This is a genomic window from Pseudomonas artemisiae (genome assembly GCF_057128685.1).
On record NZ_JBSKHS010000012.1, the window covers coordinates 69,282 to 86,171 of the forward strand.

The 16,890-nt window shown below is 60.3% G+C and carries 18 protein-coding genes; 10 read left to right on the forward strand and 8 right to left on the reverse strand.

Translation table 11 applies throughout. The features are described from left to right. Positions 1-89: 89 nt before the first annotated feature. The 4 genes from pcaF to pcaR form a co-directional block, all read right to left on the reverse strand. Positions 90-1,295: a 3-oxoadipyl-CoA thiolase gene (gene pcaF, locus ACWKV4_RS14880; RefSeq protein ID WP_483832932.1), complete on the reverse strand. Its 1,206-nt coding sequence runs from the start codon at positions 1,293-1,295 to the stop codon at positions 90-92. Next, the gene (locus tag ACWKV4_RS14885; RefSeq protein ID WP_483832933.1) at positions 1,292-2,074 is read right to left on the reverse strand and encodes a CoA-transferase subunit beta; all 783 of its coding nucleotides are present in this window, start codon (positions 2,072-2,074) and stop codon (positions 1,292-1,294) included. Before ACWKV4_RS14885 ends, pcaF begins: the two co-directional genes overlap by 4 nt. Beyond that, positions 2,071-2,928, reverse strand: coding sequence for a CoA transferase subunit A (locus tag ACWKV4_RS14890; protein WP_483832860.1), 858 nt, complete (start codon positions 2,926-2,928; stop codon positions 2,071-2,073). Before ACWKV4_RS14890 ends, ACWKV4_RS14885 begins: the two co-directional genes overlap by 4 nt. 142 nt (positions 2,929-3,070) lie before the next feature. Further along, complete coding sequence (pcaR, locus tag ACWKV4_RS14895) at positions 3,071-3,913, reverse strand: pca regulon transcriptional regulator PcaR (RefSeq protein ID WP_483832861.1); 843 nt, start codon at positions 3,911-3,913, stop codon at positions 3,071-3,073. A 445-nt stretch (positions 3,914-4,358) separates the two neighbouring features. Between pcaR and ACWKV4_RS14900 the strand changes: the two genes are divergently transcribed. The 5 genes from ACWKV4_RS14900 (at position 4,359) to gpgF (ending at position 9,228) form a co-directional block, all read left to right on the forward strand. Beyond that, a complete protein-coding gene (locus ACWKV4_RS14900; RefSeq protein ID WP_483832862.1) occupies positions 4,359-4,562 on the forward strand; it encodes a hypothetical protein in 204 nt (67 codons plus the stop codon). A 131-nt stretch (positions 4,563-4,693) separates the two neighbouring features. Next, the gene (locus ACWKV4_RS14905; protein WP_483832863.1) at positions 4,694-6,166 is read left to right on the forward strand and encodes an inorganic phosphate transporter; all 1,473 of its coding nucleotides are present in this window, start codon (positions 4,694-4,696) and stop codon (positions 6,164-6,166) included. Between the two features lie 179 nt (positions 6,167-6,345). Beyond that, positions 6,346-7,461, forward strand: a complete 1,116-nt coding sequence (gene gpgS / locus ACWKV4_RS14910) for an N-acetylglucosaminyl phosphatidylglycerol synthase (protein ID WP_483832864.1) — start codon at positions 6,346-6,348, stop codon at positions 7,459-7,461. Further along, a complete protein-coding gene (gene gpgD / locus ACWKV4_RS14915) occupies positions 7,454-8,236 on the forward strand; it encodes an N-acetylglucosaminyl phosphatidylglycerol deacetylase (RefSeq protein ID WP_483832865.1) in 783 nt (260 codons plus the stop codon). Before gpgS ends, gpgD begins: the two co-directional genes overlap by 8 nt. Further along, positions 8,233-9,228 (forward strand): glucosaminyl phosphatidylglycerol flippase, encoded by a 996-nt coding sequence (gpgF, locus tag ACWKV4_RS14920; RefSeq protein WP_483832866.1) that lies wholly within the window; start codon positions 8,233-8,235, stop codon positions 9,226-9,228. Before gpgD ends, gpgF begins: the two co-directional genes overlap by 4 nt. Here the strand turns inward: gpgF and ACWKV4_RS14925 are convergent. Both ACWKV4_RS14925 and purU read right to left on the reverse strand, forming a co-directional pair. Continuing rightward, positions 9,205-9,432: a hypothetical protein gene (locus ACWKV4_RS14925; RefSeq protein ID WP_483832867.1), complete on the reverse strand. Its 228-nt coding sequence runs from the start codon at positions 9,430-9,432 to the stop codon at positions 9,205-9,207. The two genes, gpgF and ACWKV4_RS14925, sit on opposite strands and share 24 nt — an antisense overlap. 20 nt (positions 9,433-9,452) lie before the next feature. Further along, complete coding sequence (purU, locus tag ACWKV4_RS14930) at positions 9,453-10,304, reverse strand: formyltetrahydrofolate deformylase (RefSeq protein WP_483832868.1); 852 nt, start codon at positions 10,302-10,304, stop codon at positions 9,453-9,455. Positions 10,305-10,572: 268 nt separating this feature from the next. Here purU and mvaT point away from each other — a divergent pair, with 268 nt between their 5' ends. After that, positions 10,573-10,953, forward strand: coding sequence for a histone-like nucleoid-structuring protein MvaT (gene mvaT, locus ACWKV4_RS14935; protein ID WP_483832869.1), 381 nt, complete (start codon positions 10,573-10,575; stop codon positions 10,951-10,953). Between the two features lie 42 nt (positions 10,954-10,995). Here the strand turns inward: mvaT and sbcB are convergent, their stop codons facing one another. Further along, the gene (gene sbcB / locus ACWKV4_RS14940) at positions 10,996-12,426 is read right to left on the reverse strand and encodes an exodeoxyribonuclease I (RefSeq protein WP_483832870.1); all 1,431 of its coding nucleotides are present in this window, start codon (positions 12,424-12,426) and stop codon (positions 10,996-10,998) included. 190 nt (positions 12,427-12,616) lie between these two features. On the opposite strand from sbcB, the gene ACWKV4_RS14945 reads away from it, so the two are divergent. From ACWKV4_RS14945 to ACWKV4_RS14960, 4 genes are read left to right on the forward strand one after another with little or no spacing between them, the layout of a single operon-like run. Further along, the gene (locus tag ACWKV4_RS14945; protein WP_483832871.1) at positions 12,617-13,198 is read left to right on the forward strand and encodes a DUF4129 domain-containing protein; all 582 of its coding nucleotides are present in this window, start codon (positions 12,617-12,619) and stop codon (positions 13,196-13,198) included. Continuing rightward, positions 13,195-14,271: a DUF4350 domain-containing protein gene (locus ACWKV4_RS14950; RefSeq protein ID WP_483832872.1), complete on the forward strand. Its 1,077-nt coding sequence runs from the start codon at positions 13,195-13,197 to the stop codon at positions 14,269-14,271. Before ACWKV4_RS14945 ends, ACWKV4_RS14950 begins: the two co-directional genes overlap by 4 nt. Continuing rightward, positions 14,268-15,224, forward strand: a complete 957-nt coding sequence (locus ACWKV4_RS14955) for an AAA family ATPase (protein WP_483832873.1) — start codon at positions 14,268-14,270, stop codon at positions 15,222-15,224. The genes ACWKV4_RS14950 and ACWKV4_RS14955 overlap by 4 nt, the downstream gene beginning before the upstream one ends. A 10-nt stretch (positions 15,225-15,234) precedes the next feature. After that, the gene (locus tag ACWKV4_RS14960; protein WP_483832874.1) at positions 15,235-16,434 is read left to right on the forward strand and encodes a DUF58 domain-containing protein; all 1,200 of its coding nucleotides are present in this window, start codon (positions 15,235-15,237) and stop codon (positions 16,432-16,434) included. Between the two features lie 26 nt (positions 16,435-16,460). Here the strand turns inward: ACWKV4_RS14960 and ACWKV4_RS14965 are convergent, their stop codons facing one another. Then, entirely contained in the window at positions 16,461-16,820 is a 360-nt protein-coding gene (locus ACWKV4_RS14965; protein WP_483832875.1) for a PilZ domain-containing protein, read from the reverse strand. Positions 16,821-16,890: the final 70 nt, after the last annotated feature.

Consider the following 16,890-nt stretch of genomic DNA (forward strand, 5'->3'; position numbering starts at 1 on the left):
GAGAGCTGGCGAATGTGGTTTCCAGGCCTAAAGGTATCGGGTTGGAAGCCACGTTCGCTCGATCACCGCGCAGTCATGTGGGCCGATGCCTAAACCCGCTCCAGCGCCAGGGCGACCCCCTGCCCTACCCCCACGCACATGGTGGCCAGGGCTTTACGGCCGCCGCTGCGTTCCAGTTGCCGAATGGCGGTCACGACCATGCGCGCGCCACTCATGCCCAAGGGATGGCCCAAGGCGATGCCGCCGCCGTTAGGGTTGACCTGGGCGGCATCATCGGCGATACCCAATTCACGCAATACGGCCAAACCTTGCGCCGCGAAAGCCTCGTTAAGCTCTATGACGTCAAAGTCCGCTACCGACAGCCCTAGGCGCTCGGTAAGCTTGCGCACAGCCGGCACTGGACCGATGCCCATCACCCGAGGTTCGACCCCAGCGCTGGCAATGCCCAGTACCCGCGCCCGGGGAGTAAGACCCTGTTTTTTCACCGCCTCGGCCGAGGCCAGAATCAGCGCGGCGGCGCCGTCGTTGACCCCCGAGGCATTACCGGCGGTCACGGTTTTGTCTGGTCCATTCACCGGCTTGAGCCGGGCCAAGGCTTCGAGGGTGGTGTCTGGCCGTGGATGTTCATCCACCTCTACCCAGGTATCGCCCTTTTTACCGGGAATACGCACCGGGATGATCTCTTCGGCAAAAAAGCCGTCGGCCAATGCCTGGGCATACCGCTGTTGGCTGCGCAAGGCGAAGGCATCCTGGTCGGCGCGGGACACCTGGTAATCGTCCGCTACGTTATCGGCGGTCTGTGGCATGGAATCCACGCCGTACTCTGCCTTCATTGCCGGGTTGATAAAACGCCAGCCGATGGTGGTGTCTTCAAGTTTCATGGTGCGCGCATACGCGGCATCGGCCTTGCCCATCACAAAAGGCGCACGGGACATGGACTCTACCCCACCGGCAATGGCCAGCTCGATTTCCCCCGTGGCAATGGCGCGGAACGCACTGCCTATCGCATCCAGACCCGAGGCGCACAGGCGGTTAAGGGTGATGCCCGGCACGCTTGGCCCCAGGCCGGCCAGCAGCGCAGCCATGCGCGCAACATTGCGGTTATCCTCCCCTGCCTGGTTAGCGCAGCCCATGAATACTTCGTCCACGGCAGCCCAATCCACCTGCGGGTTACGCGTCATCAACGCCTTGATCGGGATGGCCGCCAGGTCGTCGGTACGCACCGTTGCCAGCGCGCCGCCGAAACGGCCAACGGGAGTGCGGATGGCGTCGCAAATAAACACTTCTCGCATCAGGCTTCTCCTGGCGCCTGGCCATGGGCCTGGGCGGTACGGGCTTCAAGGTCACGCAAGGCGGTCAACTCGGCCTCGTTGGGGGCATCGGTGGTGAGCACCTGCTCGGCGAAACGAATGGGCCAACCCGTGGCAGCGCTGATTTGCTCACGGGTAACCCCTGGGTGAATGGAGGTAACCACAAACTCGTTGGTTTCGGCCTCTGGCTCCATGATGCACAGGTCAGTGATGATCCCCACCGGGCCCGCCCCTGGCAAGCCTAGCCGCTTACGGGCGTCGCCGCCTTCACCGTGACCGAAGGAGGTAATGAAATCGAGCTTGTCTACAAAACTGCGGTGGGACTGCTTGAGAATGATCAGCACGCTCTTGGCCGAGCCTGCGATTTCCGGTGCGCCGCCGGCCCCCGGCAAACGCACCTTGGGTGCGTGATAGTCGCCTACCACGGTGGTATTGATATTGCCAAAGCGGTCGACTTGAGCCGCGCCTAAAAAGCCCACATCGATACGCCCGCCCTGCAACCAGTAGCGGAAAATTTCACCGGTGGGCACTACCGTGTCCGCGGTTTCCGCCAGTTCGCCATCACCGATGGACAGCGGCAACACCGAAGGCTTGGCGCCGATAGGGCCGGACTCGTAGATCAGCACCACGTCTGGGGACGAGGTCAGGCGTGCCAGATTGGCCGCCTTGGACGGCAGGCCGATACCCACGAAACACACCGCCCCGTTCTTCAAACGTCGGGCCGCGGCCACGGTCATCATTTCGGAAGTGGAATAGGTCATCAGGCGTTACCCCCCGCTTGGCTCAATTTGGTGCGGTATTCGGCAAAATCGCCAGTGCCGCGCACGTACTCGTCGATCCAGGCGGTAAAGGTGTCACGATTTCGGGCAATCGGGTCCCAGTCCTGGTAAAAGCGGTTGTCACGCTCCGTATAACCGTGCGCGTACGACGGGTGCGCGCCACCGGGAACCAGGCACACCGCGCTCAGCGCCCAAGTGGGCAATACGCAGGCGTTCATGGGAGCTTGCAGGTCATCGACGATCTCTTCCACGGTGACGATGCAGCGCTTGGCGGCCAGGGCGGCCTCTTTTTGTACGCCCAGAATCCCCCACAACAATACGTTGCCCTTGCGGTCGGCCTTCTGCGCGTGAATCACCGTTACATCCGGGCGAATCGACGGCACCGCCGCCAACACTTCTCCGGTGAAAGGGCAGGTCACGGTCTTGATCAGCGGGTTGACCTTAGGCAAGTCAGAGCCGGCATAGGCACGCAACACCGCAAAGGGCAATCCCGAGGCGCCGGCTACATAGGCGTTGGCCAGGTCTGCGTGGCTATGCTCTTCGATTTCGATCCCATGGGGCCACTGCCTTTCAACGGCGTCGCGCAGGCGGTGCAGCGAACCTACTCCTGGGTTGCCGCCCCAGGAGAAGATCAACTTGCGCGCACAACCGGCGCCGATCAATTGGTCGTAGATCAGGTCGGGGGTCATGCGCACTAACGTCAGGTCTTGCTTGCCCTGGCGAATGATCTCGTGGCCGGCGGCCGTGGGAATCAGGTGGGTGAAACCTTCGAGGGCGAGCGTGTCGCCGTGGTTCACGAACTGCTTTACCGCATCGTGAAGCGAAAGAAGTTCAGCCATGGTGCATGGCCTCCTTGGGTCAGTGCGCTGGGGGCGAGGTGATATCTGAGTAGCTGAGGTTATGCCGCTCCCCGGCACCAAACAATCCGATTATCGAGTATACGTTCGATTACCGAACGCTCTACGCGCCTCTTAGCCCCACTCAGCTAAACAACTGAGTGCTTAGGTCTCGGCTGGCAGCCAGCATGATGGGCAAAAAGCGTTGCTCAAGGTCGCCGCGGCCCACGCGCCCGGCATGGGTACTGACGTTCAATGCTGCCAATACTTGCCCTGAGGCATCGTAGACCGGAACCGCAATGGACCTTAGTCCTTGCTCCAGCTCTTGGTCCACGATACACCAACCTTGCTGGCGCACCTGCTGCAAGCAGTGGCCAAGCTGGGTTTTGTCGATCAGCGTCTTACGGGTTTTGGGCTGCAACTCGACCTGCGCCAGGTAATCCTGGAGGCTGACGTCATCCAGCGCCGCGAGCAAGATTCTGCCCATGGACGTGCAATACGCTGGCAGCCGCCCACCTACGGAGAGGTCCACGGAGATCAAACGCTGGGTGGTGGCACTGCGCGCTATATAAAGAATGTCGTTGCCTTCAAGTGTGGCCATGTTGCAGGCCTCGTGAAGTTGTTCGCTCATACGGTCCAGATAAGGTTGGGCGGACACTGCCAAGGGAGTGGACGAGACGTAGGCATGGCCCAGGGTCAATACCTTGGGTAACAACGAGTAAGTTCGCCCATCGTTGGTGGCGTAGCCCAGTTTGATCAAAGTATGCAGGCAGCGCCTCACCGCAGCCCGAGGTATTTCAGTGCGGTGGCTGATTTGAGCAATGGTCAAGTGACGCTTGCGCTCTTGAAACGCTTGCACTACCGCCAGCCCACGAGCCAGTGACGTCATAAAATCCGGATCACCCGTAAGCGCCTGAATGCGTTTGGCTGGGGAGGCCACGATCGGCGGCGCTAAAGCGGTAAGGTTATTGCGTGCTTGATCACTCACGGGGCGGCCTTGTTAAGCTTGAATCACCAAAGGATAGGCCGATAATCGAGCATAGGTCGATTATCGGCCTATTCCTCACTGGTCTACCTAGTGGAAGAGCCTCCCATGGTTCCCTGCCCCCCCCTCGCCACCTATGACGGAACGCTGCCCCTCTCAACACTCTTTCTTATGACGATGTTTATTCATACCCCTATTCTCTCGGGCCGGTGAGTTTCAACTTATTTGTTATAGAAGGATCCAAAGAGCTAAAAAAGCGTTTACTCTCAGAGTTGAACTGACTGGCATTTTTTTGTTCTATATTTCGAAATCAACTGCAAGTTGACCGCTCTTAGCGTTAAGCGTTAACGTTAGCGCCGGCTCCAAATTGTCCATTATGGCCGGGCCCGACGGGGCGATATTCCCGCTTGGTCCCAAACTTTTATCACCGCATTAATAAGGTAAACACGTGACCAAAGAAGAACTGCGCGCAGAACTTGAGCGCCAGGAAAAACGCTACAAGGATGTATACGGCGGTGAAATCACTACCTACGCGGCACAGCCAGAGCCCGAACGCAAACCTTGGCGAAAACGCGCAAGCCTGCTTGACCAAGCCTTCCAGCAAGAACTCGAAAAAATCGAAAAAGACCTGAACACCCCCGAGGCGTCATGACGCCAGATCATCGCCGGTGTCAAGCATAAGGTTTTGTAGAAACGGTTTTAGCTGATCGACAGCCGAGGGCATCGACGCCCGAGATTTTCTGTCATAATCGCGCCCCCTTATCGGCTGGTCACAAAACCTTCATGATCGATCTATTCAGCGGACTGGACGCTTGGGTCCTGATAAGCCTGTTCATGGCTTTAGCCTTCGTCCTCGCCTTTGAGTTCATCAACGGCTTTCATGACACCGCGAACGCGGTGGCGACCGTCATCTATACCAAGGCCATGCCTCCTCACCTGGCGGTGCTGTTGTCAGGTCTGTTCAATTTCCTGGGGGTATTGCTTGGTGGTGTTGGCGTGGCGTATGCCATCGTTCACCTGTTGCCGGTGGAGTTGCTGATCAACGTCAATACCAGCCACGGTTTGGTCATGGTCTTCTCGTTACTGGCCGCAGCCATTGCGTGGAACCTGGGTACCTGGTACTTCGGCATACCCGCGTCAAGCTCTCACACCTTGATCGGCTCCATTCTGGGTGTGGGCCTGGCCAATTCCGTGATCAACGACATTCCGTTGCGCGATGGGGTGAACTGGCAAAAAGCGATCGATATCGGCGCCTCACTGGTGGTCTCACCCATCGTGGGCTTTGGTATCGCCGCGCTGATGCTGCTAGCGCTCAAACGCTGGCGGCCACTGTCGAAAATGCATAAAACCCCGGACCAGCGCCGCAAGCTGGACGACAAGAAGCACCCGCCGTTCTGGAATCGCCTGGTGCTGGTGCTGTCTGCATTGGGCGTGAGCTTCGTGCACGGCTCCAACGATGGCCAAAAAGGCATCGGCCTGATCATGCTGGTGCTGATCGGGATAGTCCCGAGCCAGTTCGTGCTCAACCTGACCAGCAGTACCTATGAAATCGAGCGTACTCGTGACGCGACCTTACATTTGGCGCAGTTCTACCAGCGCAACAACGAAAGCCTCGGCGACTTCCTGGCATTGGGCAAAGCGCCCGCCGGGGACCTGCCCGGCCAGTTCGAGTGCAACCCGTTGCAGACCGAACCCACCCTCAATGCCCTGCAAGAGAACCTGCGTGGCATCTCTAACTACCACGCATTGTCCTCGGACAAGCGCATCGAAACCCGCCGCTTCCTGCTTTGCCTGGACGATACCGCTCGTAAGGTAGGCAAGCTGCCCGCACTTGATGCCCGCGAAAAGGCCGACTTGGAAAAACTGCGCAAAGACCTTACCAGCACCACCGAATACGCACCCTTCTGGGTAATTTTCGCCGTGGCCCTGGCCTTGGGCGTGGGCACCATGGTGGGCTGGAAGCGCGTGGTGCTGACCATCGGCGAGAAAATCGGCAAACAGGGCATGACCTACGCTCAGGGCATGTCGGCCCAGATCACCGCAGCCTTCGCCATTGGTCTGGCCAACGTGTTCAGCCTGCCGGTATCCACTACCCACGTGTTGTCGTCGGGCGTGGCGGGAACCATGGTGGCTAACCGCAGCGGCCTGCAAGGCAGTACCGTCAAAAACATCATGCTGGCTTGGGTGCTTACCCTGCCGGTATGCATGGCACTGGCCGCCGGCCTTTTCTGGCTGGCTTCGTGGGTAGTGGCGTAAAAGGCCACCCCTGACTGTTCCGTGAGGGGCAGGCGCCACGTGTGAGCTGACAGCTACTCGAAGGCAACGCCCCCTTGTCACAGGCAGGCCTTTGCTCCCTTTAAACGAAGCCGCCTGATCGAACATATAAAGTTCATAAGGGTCCATGGTAGGGACCACGGCCCGGAAGGAAGCTGAACGTGCACATTGCTGACATCACCATGTTCTACGCCCCAGCCAGCGGCGGGGTGAGGACTTACCTTGATGCCAAACACCGTCGGCTGGCCGGCAGAGCCGGTATTCGCCATAGCCTGTTGATCCCTGGCCCAAGCCTGAGCGAGGACAACGGCGTGTATCGAGTCCCCGCGCCCGCACTACCCTTTGGTAATGGCTACCGTTTTCCTGTACGCCTTGCACCCTGGTGCAATGTACTTAGAGAGTTGCAACCTGATGTTATTGAAGTAGGTGACCCCTACTTGACCGCCTGGGCGGCCCTTGATGCGCGCCGCCAACTGGATGTGCCTGTGATCGGGTTTTACCACTCCGATCTTCCTCTGCTGGTAAGCAACCGTATGGGCAACTGGGTGACTCCCAACGTGGAAGCCTATGTCAGCAAGTTATATGGCAACTTCGACCGCGTGCTGGCACCTAGCCGAGTGATGGCCGACAAGCTTAGCCGCCTGGGTGTGCGTGATGTATATGTGCAGCGCCTAGGCGTGGATACCGAAGTGTTCCATCCGTCCCGTCGCGACCCTGAAATGCGTAAACAGCTGGGCATCGCCGAAGACGCTCGGCTGCTGATCTTTGCGGGCCGGGGCTCCAAGGAAAAAAATATTCCGGTGCTGCTTGAGTGCATGCGGCACTTGGGGGCGGACTATCACTTGCTGTTGGTAGGCTCGAATATGCCGGCCAATGTTCCGGCTAACGTTTCGGTGATCAACCACTTCTGCCCTATTCCAGAAGTGGCCAGATTAATGGCCAGCGCCGATGTGCTGCTGCACGCTGGCAATCAGGAAACCTTCGGCCTGGTCATTCTCGAAGCCATGGCCAGCGGTATTCCCGTGGTGGCGGTGGACGCCGGCGCCTTCAAAGAGCTGATCACCGACGAAGGCGGTTTACGCTGCCCACCTTACAACCCTGGGGCCATGGCCGAATCCGTGCGTCACCTGTTTGATCGGGACCCTGCCGCCTGGGGCAAACGTGCACGGGCCTACGTGGAGCGCGAGTACGCCTGGGGCGCGGTGGTTAATGGCCTGCTTGGTCATTACCAGGCCGTGCAGAGCGGCTATGGCCTGCCGGTGGCTGCCCATGGTTGAACAGCGCGCCAACCGGCAGCCGCCAAGCGTGCTGTTGGTACTGCACGACGTTGCACCTGAAACCTGGCCTGATTACCAGCCTTTCGTGGACGCGGTAGATGCCCTAGGCAACGTACCCATGACGCTGCTCGTGGTGCCAGACTTTCATCACCGCAACCCGTTGGAAAACGACTTAGCGTTTCGCCAGTTGCTCGATCAACGGCTGGCGGCGGGAGACGAATTGGCGCTGCATGGCTTTTACCATGCGGACGATGCCCCTGCCCCACGCACGCCATGGGAATGGTTCATGCGCCGGGTGTACACCTGGGAGGGCGAGTTCTATACCTTAGCCGAGCGCCAAGCCTTGGAACGCCTGAGCCGGGGCGCCGAACTTTTCCAGCGCTACCAGTGGCCCGTGCAGGGCTTCGTGGCCCCTGCATGGTTGATGAGTGAGGGCACCCGAAAGGCGCTGCGTCAACTGCCCTTCAGTTATACCAGCGACCCTCAGCATCTGTATCGGTTGCCCTCCTTTGAGAAAATCAAAGCCCCAGGCTTGGTTTGGAGCGCCGGAAGCGCATGGCGCCGTGGCATGTCCCAGGCCGTCAGCGAATGGCAGCTCAAACAGTGGCAACAGGCGCCTTGCATCAGGCTGGGCTTGCATCCGGTAGATATGCGCTTCTCGCAGTCCCGGGAGTACTGGCTCGCGACCCTGCGCCGGCTATTGGCTGGCGGCCGTGTAGCGCAGACCAAACTGGACTGGCTCGCGGCCCGTGACACCCTGGCCCTAGCGGCATGAAACGCCTGGCATGGCTCGTGGTAGCCCTGGCCATTGCCATCGCGTTGCCATGGGCCCTGGGGGGTGGCGAATTGCTCAGCCGCCTGCAAGGCTTTCCTTTGCCCTTGCTATTGGCACTGTTCGCCATGATCGGCGCCTGCTGGACCCTTAACGCGCTGCGCCTGCGGGTACTGCTGCAGGCACAGGGCAAACGCCTCAGCTTGGCCAGAGCCGTTGGCATGGTCATGGCCACGGAATTTGCCATTTGCGCGACCCCTGGCGGCAGTGGGGGGCCATTGGCGCTGGTGGCCTTGCTCAACCGTCACGGTATAGGTACCGCACGCAGCAGCGCAGTATTCGCCATGGACCAGCTCAGCGACCTGCTGTTTTTCGGCCTGGCGGTAATAGGCGTATTGTTGTACGCCGTATTCCACAACTTGAGCAGCCGCCTGGAATGGTTGCTGGGTAGCAGCGCGGTGCTGATGGCGCTGGCGCTCCTGGCCTGCTGGGCTATTGGCCGACACCAACGCCAGTTTGTGGCCCTGACCGGCTACCTGTTGGCGCGCCTGCGCATGTCTAGGCCTCACCGTTGGCGTTGGGCGCGGCGCTGGTTGCACTTCATACACGCGTTTAAGGATACCCTGGGGATGCCCAAGCGTTCGCTTGCCCTGGCGTTCTTGCTCACCTGCTCTCACTGGGGCCTGCGGTTCAGCGTGCTGTGGTTGGCGTTGAAAGGGCTGGGATCGGATTTGGCCTGGGCCTGGAGCTTTCTGGTGCAAATCCTGTCCCTCAGCGCCGGGCAATTCAGCCTGCTGCCTGGAGGAGCGGGTGCCGCGGAGCTTACCAGCGCGGCCTTGCTCGCCCCCATGGTTGGCAAGCCCACCGCGGCGGCGGCGATCCTGATCTGGCGGGTGGTGACCTATTATTTCTACTTGCTCGCCGGTGCGCCTGTGTTCGTATTGATGGTCGGGAAGCCCCTGCTGCGACGGCTAATGGCCTTTCGGGCAAGCTGAGATTAAGCCGGGTTCGCCAGCTTTGCTGGCTTCTACCGGTAGAGTGTCATTCTGTTCAGAGTACAGGGCCTTCCACAATGCCTGGGCATCGGGGAAGTGCGTGCCGTCGCTGTCGCTCAAGGCGCTGGGATCGTAACGGGTGGTGCAGCCCTCCCCCAGCGTGGGCGGCGCAACGGAGGTCGCACGGTCAAAGGGGTTTGCCATGCGGCCTCCTCTACCAAGGGTTAGTCAAACACTACGGTCTTGTTGCCGTGAACCAATACACGGTCTTCAAGATGGTAGCGCAGGCCACGGGCCAGGACCATTTTCTCGACGTCACGCCCCAAGCGCACCATGTCTTCGGTGCTGTCGCTATGGCTGATGCGTACTACATCCTGCTCGATGATCGGCCCGGCATCCAGTTCTTCGGTTACGTAATGGCACGTTGCGCCAATCAGCTTAACGCCACGGGCAGCGGCTTGATGGTAGGGCTTTGCCCCTACGAACGAAGGCAGGAAGCTGTGATGGATATTGATCACACGCTGGGCATATTCACGGCATAGCCGCGGCGGCAAAATTTGCATGTAACGGGCCAGCACTACCACATCGGCGGCATGCTCGCTAACCAGCCGGGACACTTCGGCGAACGCAGGCTGTTTGTCCTGCGGGTTGACGGGCACATGGTAATAAGGAATGCCGTGCCACTCCACCATGCTGCGCAGGTCTTCGTGGTTGGAAATCACGCAGGCGATATCGCAGTCCAGCTCCTGGCTGTGCCAGCGGTGCAGCAGGTCGGCCAGACAGTGAGACTCCCGGCTGGCCATAAGCGCAACGCGCTTCTTGCAGGCCGAATCGGTGATGTGCCAAACCATCGAAAAGGCTTCAGCGATGGGCGTGAAAGCGGCACGGAACTCATCTAGTCCGAAAGGCAGGCTGTCGGCGCGGATTTCATGACGCATGAAGAACCACCCGCTTTGCTCATCGGAGTGGTGGCTGGCCTCGGTGATCCAGCCATTGTGCGAGGCCAGGAAGTGGCTGACCTTGGCAACAATGCCAACGCCGTCGGGGCAGGCAATCACCAGCCGGAAAGTGTGCATCGGTAAAGCTCCAGTACATCGAAAAAGAGAAGCATTCTATCGATTACCACAAGATTCTGCAGTAGCCATAATGCCGCTGCAGGCTCCAGCACAGTGGCCGAACTCGGATCAAGGCGAGCGTCATTTCACGCCGCGAATAAACATCAGGAAATAAAATACCAGGCTTGCTGTTTAGGGGATAACTCAGAAGAACGCAGCTTAATCTTTACTCTATTTACCGACATGTTTATTATCGGCGCAGATCGTCAACCCATTCATAGGTAGTGTCATGTCACTTATCAACGAATACCGCACCACAGAAGAAACCATCAAAGAACTGCAAGCCCGCCTGCAAAGCTTGTCTCAGGACAAAAACCTGCAAACCGAGCTGGAATTCGAAGGCAAATTGCGTGACCTGATGGGCGAATACCAGAAGTCCCTGCGCGATATCATCGCCCTGCTGGATCCAGAAGCACGCAATACTAAGCCCGGTCGTGCCGCGCCTGTTAAAACTACTGGCACCAAGCGTGCCCGCAAGGTCAAGCAGTACAAGAACCCGCACAATGGTGAAATCGTCGAAACCAAAGGGGGCAACCATAAAACGCTGAAAGAGTGGAAAGCCAAGTGGGGCGGCGACGAAGTCGAAGGTTGGGCAACTCTGCTGGGTTAACTCCCGGTTCCCTGCTCAAACGCCAGCCCTGCTGGCGTTTTTTTATATCTGCATCTTCAGGCGCAACCCATTTACGTACTGTTGCCATTGGCCTAACAGCTCCCGCTGGGCCGGGTTGGCCCCCACCAAGGCTTGAGCCAGGGCCTGTTCGAAACTGGCGAGGGTATGGGGTGCGCCGTAAGCCGGGTCGGTCAGCCGCCCGCGACAAAACTGTTGCCACATGGCCTGCTCGGCCTTGTCGAGGGTGTTTGGATAATTCCGGGCGCGGTAACGAAACAACAACTCTGGCAAGCGCGGATCATCGAACATCCAAGCGTGACTCGCCAGGGCTTCGGGGGAGGAGTCACGAACTTTCTCGCATAAACGCCTATCTCGATCACCGATAAAACCGGCATAAAGCTGTTGCTCTGGATCCTCATTGGGGGCGAACTCGTCGCTACTGTAAATATGGTCGAGCTTTTGTGCCCATACATCCTGCGCGCGCACAAGGTTCTTAACGCGATGTTCATAAATCGAGAAATCCAGTTGCAGCCGTTCTCGATCTTTCTCTGCCAGCACTGTCAAAGGCGCAATGGCCGGGCAACGATTTACATGGATCAACTTAAGCGGCACGGGCAGTTGCCCACCTTCGAGTTGATCACGCCGGGTATAAAGCCGCTGGGCCAGAACTTCAGGCGCTTCCTCCCAGAGTACCTTGGGGTCGTGGCTCAAATCGCACACCACCAACGCATTGCGATTACGCGGGTGCCAGCGCAAAGGCAATACGATACCCAGGTAATTACGCTGGGCACCGAAACGCCCGGATATATGCACCATGGGCTTCATCATCTGGATGCGTTCGATCACCCTGTGCTTGCTACGCATGTCGAACATCCATTCATACAGGCGTGGCTGGCGTTGACGCACTAACCTGGCCAAGGCGATGGTCGCTCGCACATCGGACAAGGCATCGTGGGCCTGCCCGTGCTCCAGGCCGTTGGCAGCGGTCAACAACTCCAGCCTCAGCGACACCTGGCCATCGACCCTTGGCCATTCGATACCCTCCGGCCGTAGGGCGTACGCAGCCCGCACCAGGTCGATCAGGTCCCAGCGACTGTTGCCGCCCTGCCACTCCCTTGCGTAAGGGTCGTGGAAATTACGGTACAGGCTGTAACGGGTGACTTCGTCATCGAAACGCAGGCTGTTGTAACCGGCGCCACAGGTACCAGGTTGGCCCAGCTCGGCCTGTACCCGGTCCATGAAGGCCGCTTCGGTCAAGCCTTTGTCTCGCAGGCGCGCAGGGTCAATGCCAGTGACCAGGCAAGCCGCCGGGTGGGGCAGAATGTCCTCGGCCAGGCGGCAATAGAGGTTCACTGGCGTATCGATTTCGTTGAGCTCAAGGTCCGTACGGATACCTGCAACCTGCACGGGGCGGTCACGGCTGGGGACGATGCCGGTGGTCTCGTAGTCATACCAGAACAAACTGTGGGTCACGGAAAATCCTTGGTGCGAGTCTTAGTGCAGTGTACGGCCGACGACCATTGAGGCGAAGCGCGGGTTGCCGGAACGCCTGCGCATGGCTAGCATCCAGCTAAGCCCCTTGCCATGTACGGCCATGCTGTCTACAGGACTATCCCTCTTCCTTCGCCGAGCCTGCAAGGGCGCACCTTTACCTGGGATGTTCGTGAGCCTGGGCACCTTTGCTATTGCCCTGCCTGCCTGCGCCTACACTCAGGCATCGCTACTGACCGGCCCTAACGCACGGGCGGCGATTAACGAGGTGCTGGCCGCACCCACGTTCTCTTCGAGTTTTTCAGCCTCGACTGGACTGGCCGTGCTTGGCGCAATAGCCGGGCTTACGGCCTTGACCTTGATAGTTCGGGCGCAGGCCGGCAGCCTGGCGGCGAATAATCTCCCAACGGTGTCGTTTACTTCCCTGCCTGCACCTGGGATAGACACTCAGGCGTTGTCACACGCCCAGGCCCTGTGGCCCCAAGCGCCCGTACAGGCTGTTACGCGACTCTATGGGGGCTTGCTCGCACGGTTGCAATCGGACTACCACGTGCGCATAGACAGCGCCGATACCGAAGCCGATATTCTGGCCCGGGTGGCTGCCCTACGCCTAAGTGGCCTGGAGGATTTCAGCCAGCGGCTGACCCGGCACTGGTTGCAGGCTCGTTACACGGGCGATGCACCACCGAAGCCAGCCTGGGCCAGCCTGTGCGAAGGCTGGCGACGCCTGTTCCCCACAGATGACGCCGCATGAGCCAAGCCAAGGCCGCCTGGGCAGCCGGGGTATTACTGGTAATAGCACTTGCGGCATGGGCAGCGGCCTGGGCGAACCGGGCCGACGACCCATTTCTAGCGGCAGAGCGCTTCCTGCGAGACCGTGGTGTAGAAGTGACCCGCACGCAAGACCTGCGCCCACTCAATCAGCGGCCCGCCAGTGCCTTGAGCGTGCTGCTGCTGGGCGAGCGCGGCCGTATGAGCGCGCCCCAGGCCCAGGCGCTGCTAGGTTGGGTGTACGCCGGCGGGCGCTTGCTGGTCACCGTTCAGGGCTATTGGACACCTGGTGGCGGTGGCGACCCCTTGCTGGACCCGCTCAACATTCGCTCGCTCAATGCCTACGCCAGCGCCGGCGTAGCGCCCATGACCGCGCGCAGCACCTTGACCGAGCTTTACCTGGAAAGCCAGGACGCGCCCCTGCTACTAGGCTTCGCGCCAGGGCGGCACTTGGAAGATGCCGATGGTTTGGCACAGTCTTGGGCCAATAGCCCGCAAGGCACTCACATGCTTCAACTCAACTTGGGGGCGGGCACGCTCACGGTGGTCAGCGACACTGGCCTGTGGCGCAACCATGCCATCGGCCAGTTCGATAATGCCTGGCTACTGTGGTACCTCAACCAAGGCCGTGAGGTAATCATGCAGTACCGCGCGCCCGAGCGAGGCCTGCTTTCTGAGCTTGGGAATTACCCCCTGACCCTGGCCTGCACGGCCCTGCTGCTGATCCTGTTCGGTGCCCGCGCAGCGGCACAACGCGGCGCGGCACCACCACGTATCAAGCGCCCTACTCCGCCTGCGGGCGCCCTGTATCGCAGCGCCAACCGAGCGCATTCGCTACGCGTTTTGCGCGAAGAACTGCAGCGCCATGTCGACCACCGCCACCCTGGTTATAGCCAGCTGCCAGTCGCGGAGCAATGGCAGTTAGTGGCCGAGCTCACCCGGACCTCGACCGCCGAAGTGGCCCAAGCCCTGCGGCCAGGCCCGGCGGGGCGGATCAGTGCCAACAGCTTTTGCCAACAGGTAGCCCGCCTTCAAGCCCTCAGGAATGCTTTATGACCCCTCTATTCGACAGCGAAGACCCACAGCCAGGCGCCCCAGACGCCGTGGCCAGGGCACTGGCCCATTGGAAAACCGAACTGGGTACCGTACTGATTGGCCAAGCAGCAGTGATCGAGGCGCTGTCGATCGCCCTGCTGGCAGGTGGGCATGTACTGCTGGAAGGCCCACCAGGCGTAGGTAAACGGCTGATTGTCAGGGCCCTTGCCTTGTCTTTCGGGGCGCGCTTGAGCGAAGTGCGCAGCCAGCCGGCATTGGCTGCTACTTCGCTATACCCAGGTACAGCCGCCGATGGCACTACAAGCCGCTCTGGCCAGGTGCTATTGGTCAGTGCGCTGGAGCAGGCTTGCCTGGCCACACAGGCTGCATTGGCCGACGCCCTGCGCCTTGCCGATGAACAAGACGCCCAAACCCCACCCTTTATGCTGATCGCCAGCCGTAACCCCCTGGCGGGTTCGGGCGTGGCGGCCCTTGGGGAAGCGTTGCTGGACAGGTTTACCCTGGGTGTCGCGGTGCCCTTCCCCAGCCAAGACGATGAAACTCGGCTGGTGCGCGAAATCAGCCTGGCCCCCGCCCCAGACATGCTAGCCATTGCCGCGCCCGAGCCTTCGTTCACTGCCGCCCAGGTTGTCGCGCTCAAAGCCAGGCGCGCTGCCATCACAGTGGATGAGCAACTGCTCAGCTATGCCGTACGCATCGTCCGCGCTACCCGCTTCAGTGCGCAACTGAGTCAGGGCGCAGGCCCCAGAGCTACTATCGCATTGGTCCGCTGTGCGCAGGCCAGGGCTCTATTGCAGGGCCGGGCTTATGTGGCACCCGAGGACATCAAACGGTGTGCCCCGGGGGTGTTGCGCCATCGGGTTCGCCTGGCCGCGAGCCAGCGTTTGGAAGGGGCGCCCTTGGATGCGGTGGTGACGGAGGTGGTCGAGCATGTGGCCGCGCCCCGCCCATGAGTGGCCCCCTATGATTCGCCCATGCCGTCGGGCCATTGCCGTGACGGCTGCACTGGTGGCGCTGAGTCTTCTCTGCGAGGCGATGATTGCGCCCAGCGGCCTAGGCGCGGCCGTGGGCTGGGCGGTACTCATGGCCGTTTTACTGGCCAACCTCGGGGACATTGCCCTGGCGCTGCGCCTACGGATTCCACCCCCTACAAGGGTACTACCCAAGCGGCTAATAGCAGGTCAACTTCACAGCGTACCCGTGACGGTGATCAACCCCTATGGGTTCAGCCTCAGGCTGGATTTCAACGAGCGCCCCGCTCGCTCTGGTACCAGAGCCTTACAGCTGCAGGGCCTGCCCCGTAGCCTTAAAATGCCCGCGCGCCACCGGGCCAGCTTCGAGTACCGGCTACAACCGCTTTACCGCGCAACAGTAGCCCTGGGCGAGTGCGAGCTACAGATCAGTGGCCCGCTGGGGTTGTGGCAGGTACGCCGTACGTTCGCCTTGCCTCAACGCGCCCAGGTCGGCCCAGACACCGCTGCCCTGGAGTGCCTGGCGATTCAGGGTTCAGGGCCAGCAGAGCGTTCTGGTCATCCCGGCCCGCCTCGGTTAGCCCCGCCCCTCACCCTTGTAGTGTGGCTGGATACCGGCCCTGCCCTACAAGCAGGCACAGCGCACGGGCGGCTCTGGGACCACGCCACGGATGCCACGGTGGCACTGGCCTTCACGGCCTTGGGCAAAGGCTGGCCCATAGGGCTGCACCTTAATGCCGGCATGGGCCCCAGGCAGTTATTGCCCAGTGCCAGCGAAGGCCAACTGCCTGAACTTCATCGTGTATTGAATGCTGTACAACCTGGCGGCCAGCCTGTGGACTTCGTCGCTGAAACCGCTCGCCTCTTAGAGCGCACCCCAGGCAACACGATGATCGTTCTGATTACCCGGCTGCCTGGGTATGCCGATGACCTGCAAGCCCCCTTGCGCCAGCTTGCCCAGCAGCGTCGCTTGCTCATTGTCGATGTACTGGACGAAGCGCTGGCAGAGGCGCGGCGTGCACCGGTGCGAATCGAGGCGCAAGCCTTTGGGTATTGCCGGGCGATACAGGCCTTCAGCGCCCACCAACAGGCCGCCTATCCGTTGATAAGTGAAGGCTTGAACGTGGTGCAAACAACCGGTAATAGCCTGGCCAGCGTTGTGGTCAAACACTACGCCCACGCCTGTGACTGACAGGAAACAGGCAAGCAGGCGCTAAGTCAGGCCGAGGCGCTCATTGGAAGGAAACTGAAATACCGACGCAAAGCGCCGACCAGTTGCTCGTATTCCACTGGCACATCCAGCAACATAAACCCTGAATCATAGAAGCCTGGGGTGGTGTCTTCCTGGCACCACAGGCAGCTGCCGGTCAGGTTGATCAACTGCAGTTCACCGTCGTGGGCGGGCACTTTAAGCTGCAATTCGAAATCCGGCCCGACCAACAAGGGCACGTTGCTGATCAACATCAACCCGGCTTCGGAAACGTTGCCCAGATAGCCGATCGGCCGATCGGTATAGCGGTTATACACTTTGAGGTAGTACGGCAGTTGGTGCCGTTCTATGCGACGTTCGATATACATGGCCTGTTCACTGTTCCCTAGCCGGGTGTACCGGGCTGGCCCTAGGGCGTAATGCCCTCTTGGTCTTAAG

Bases quoted from the DNA above. Each gene is read 5' to 3' on its own strand.
- ACWKV4_RS14890 (WP_483832860.1), bottom strand. From the start codon at position 2,928: ATGGCTGAACTTCTTTCGCTTCACGATGCGGTAAAGCAGTTCGTGAAC.
- ACWKV4_RS14950 (WP_483832872.1), top strand. From the start codon at position 13,195: ATGAGCCAAGCCAAGGCCGCCTGGGCAGCCGGGGTATTACTGGTAATA.
- ACWKV4_RS14925 (WP_483832867.1), bottom strand. From the start codon at position 9,432: ATGGCAAACCCCTTTGACCGTGCGACCTCCGTTGCGCCGCCCACGCTG.
- gpgD (WP_483832865.1), top strand. From the start codon at position 7,454: ATGGTTGAACAGCGCGCCAACCGGCAGCCGCCAAGCGTGCTGTTGGTA.
- gpgF (WP_483832866.1), top strand. From the start codon at position 8,233: ATGAAACGCCTGGCATGGCTCGTGGTAGCCCTGGCCATTGCCATCGCG.
- ACWKV4_RS14965 (WP_483832875.1), bottom strand. From the start codon at position 16,820: ATGTATATCGAACGTCGCATAGAACGGCACCAACTGCCGTACTACCTC.
- mvaT (WP_483832869.1), top strand. From the start codon at position 10,573: ATGTCACTTATCAACGAATACCGCACCACAGAAGAAACCATCAAAGAA.
- ACWKV4_RS14960 (WP_483832874.1), top strand. From the start codon at position 15,235: ATGATTCGCCCATGCCGTCGGGCCATTGCCGTGACGGCTGCACTGGTG.
- purU (WP_483832868.1), bottom strand. From the start codon at position 10,304: ATGCACACTTTCCGGCTGGTGATTGCCTGCCCCGACGGCGTTGGCATT.
- ACWKV4_RS14955 (WP_483832873.1), top strand. From the start codon at position 14,268: ATGACCCCTCTATTCGACAGCGAAGACCCACAGCCAGGCGCCCCAGAC.
- ACWKV4_RS14905 (WP_483832863.1), top strand. From the start codon at position 4,694: ATGATCGATCTATTCAGCGGACTGGACGCTTGGGTCCTGATAAGCCTG.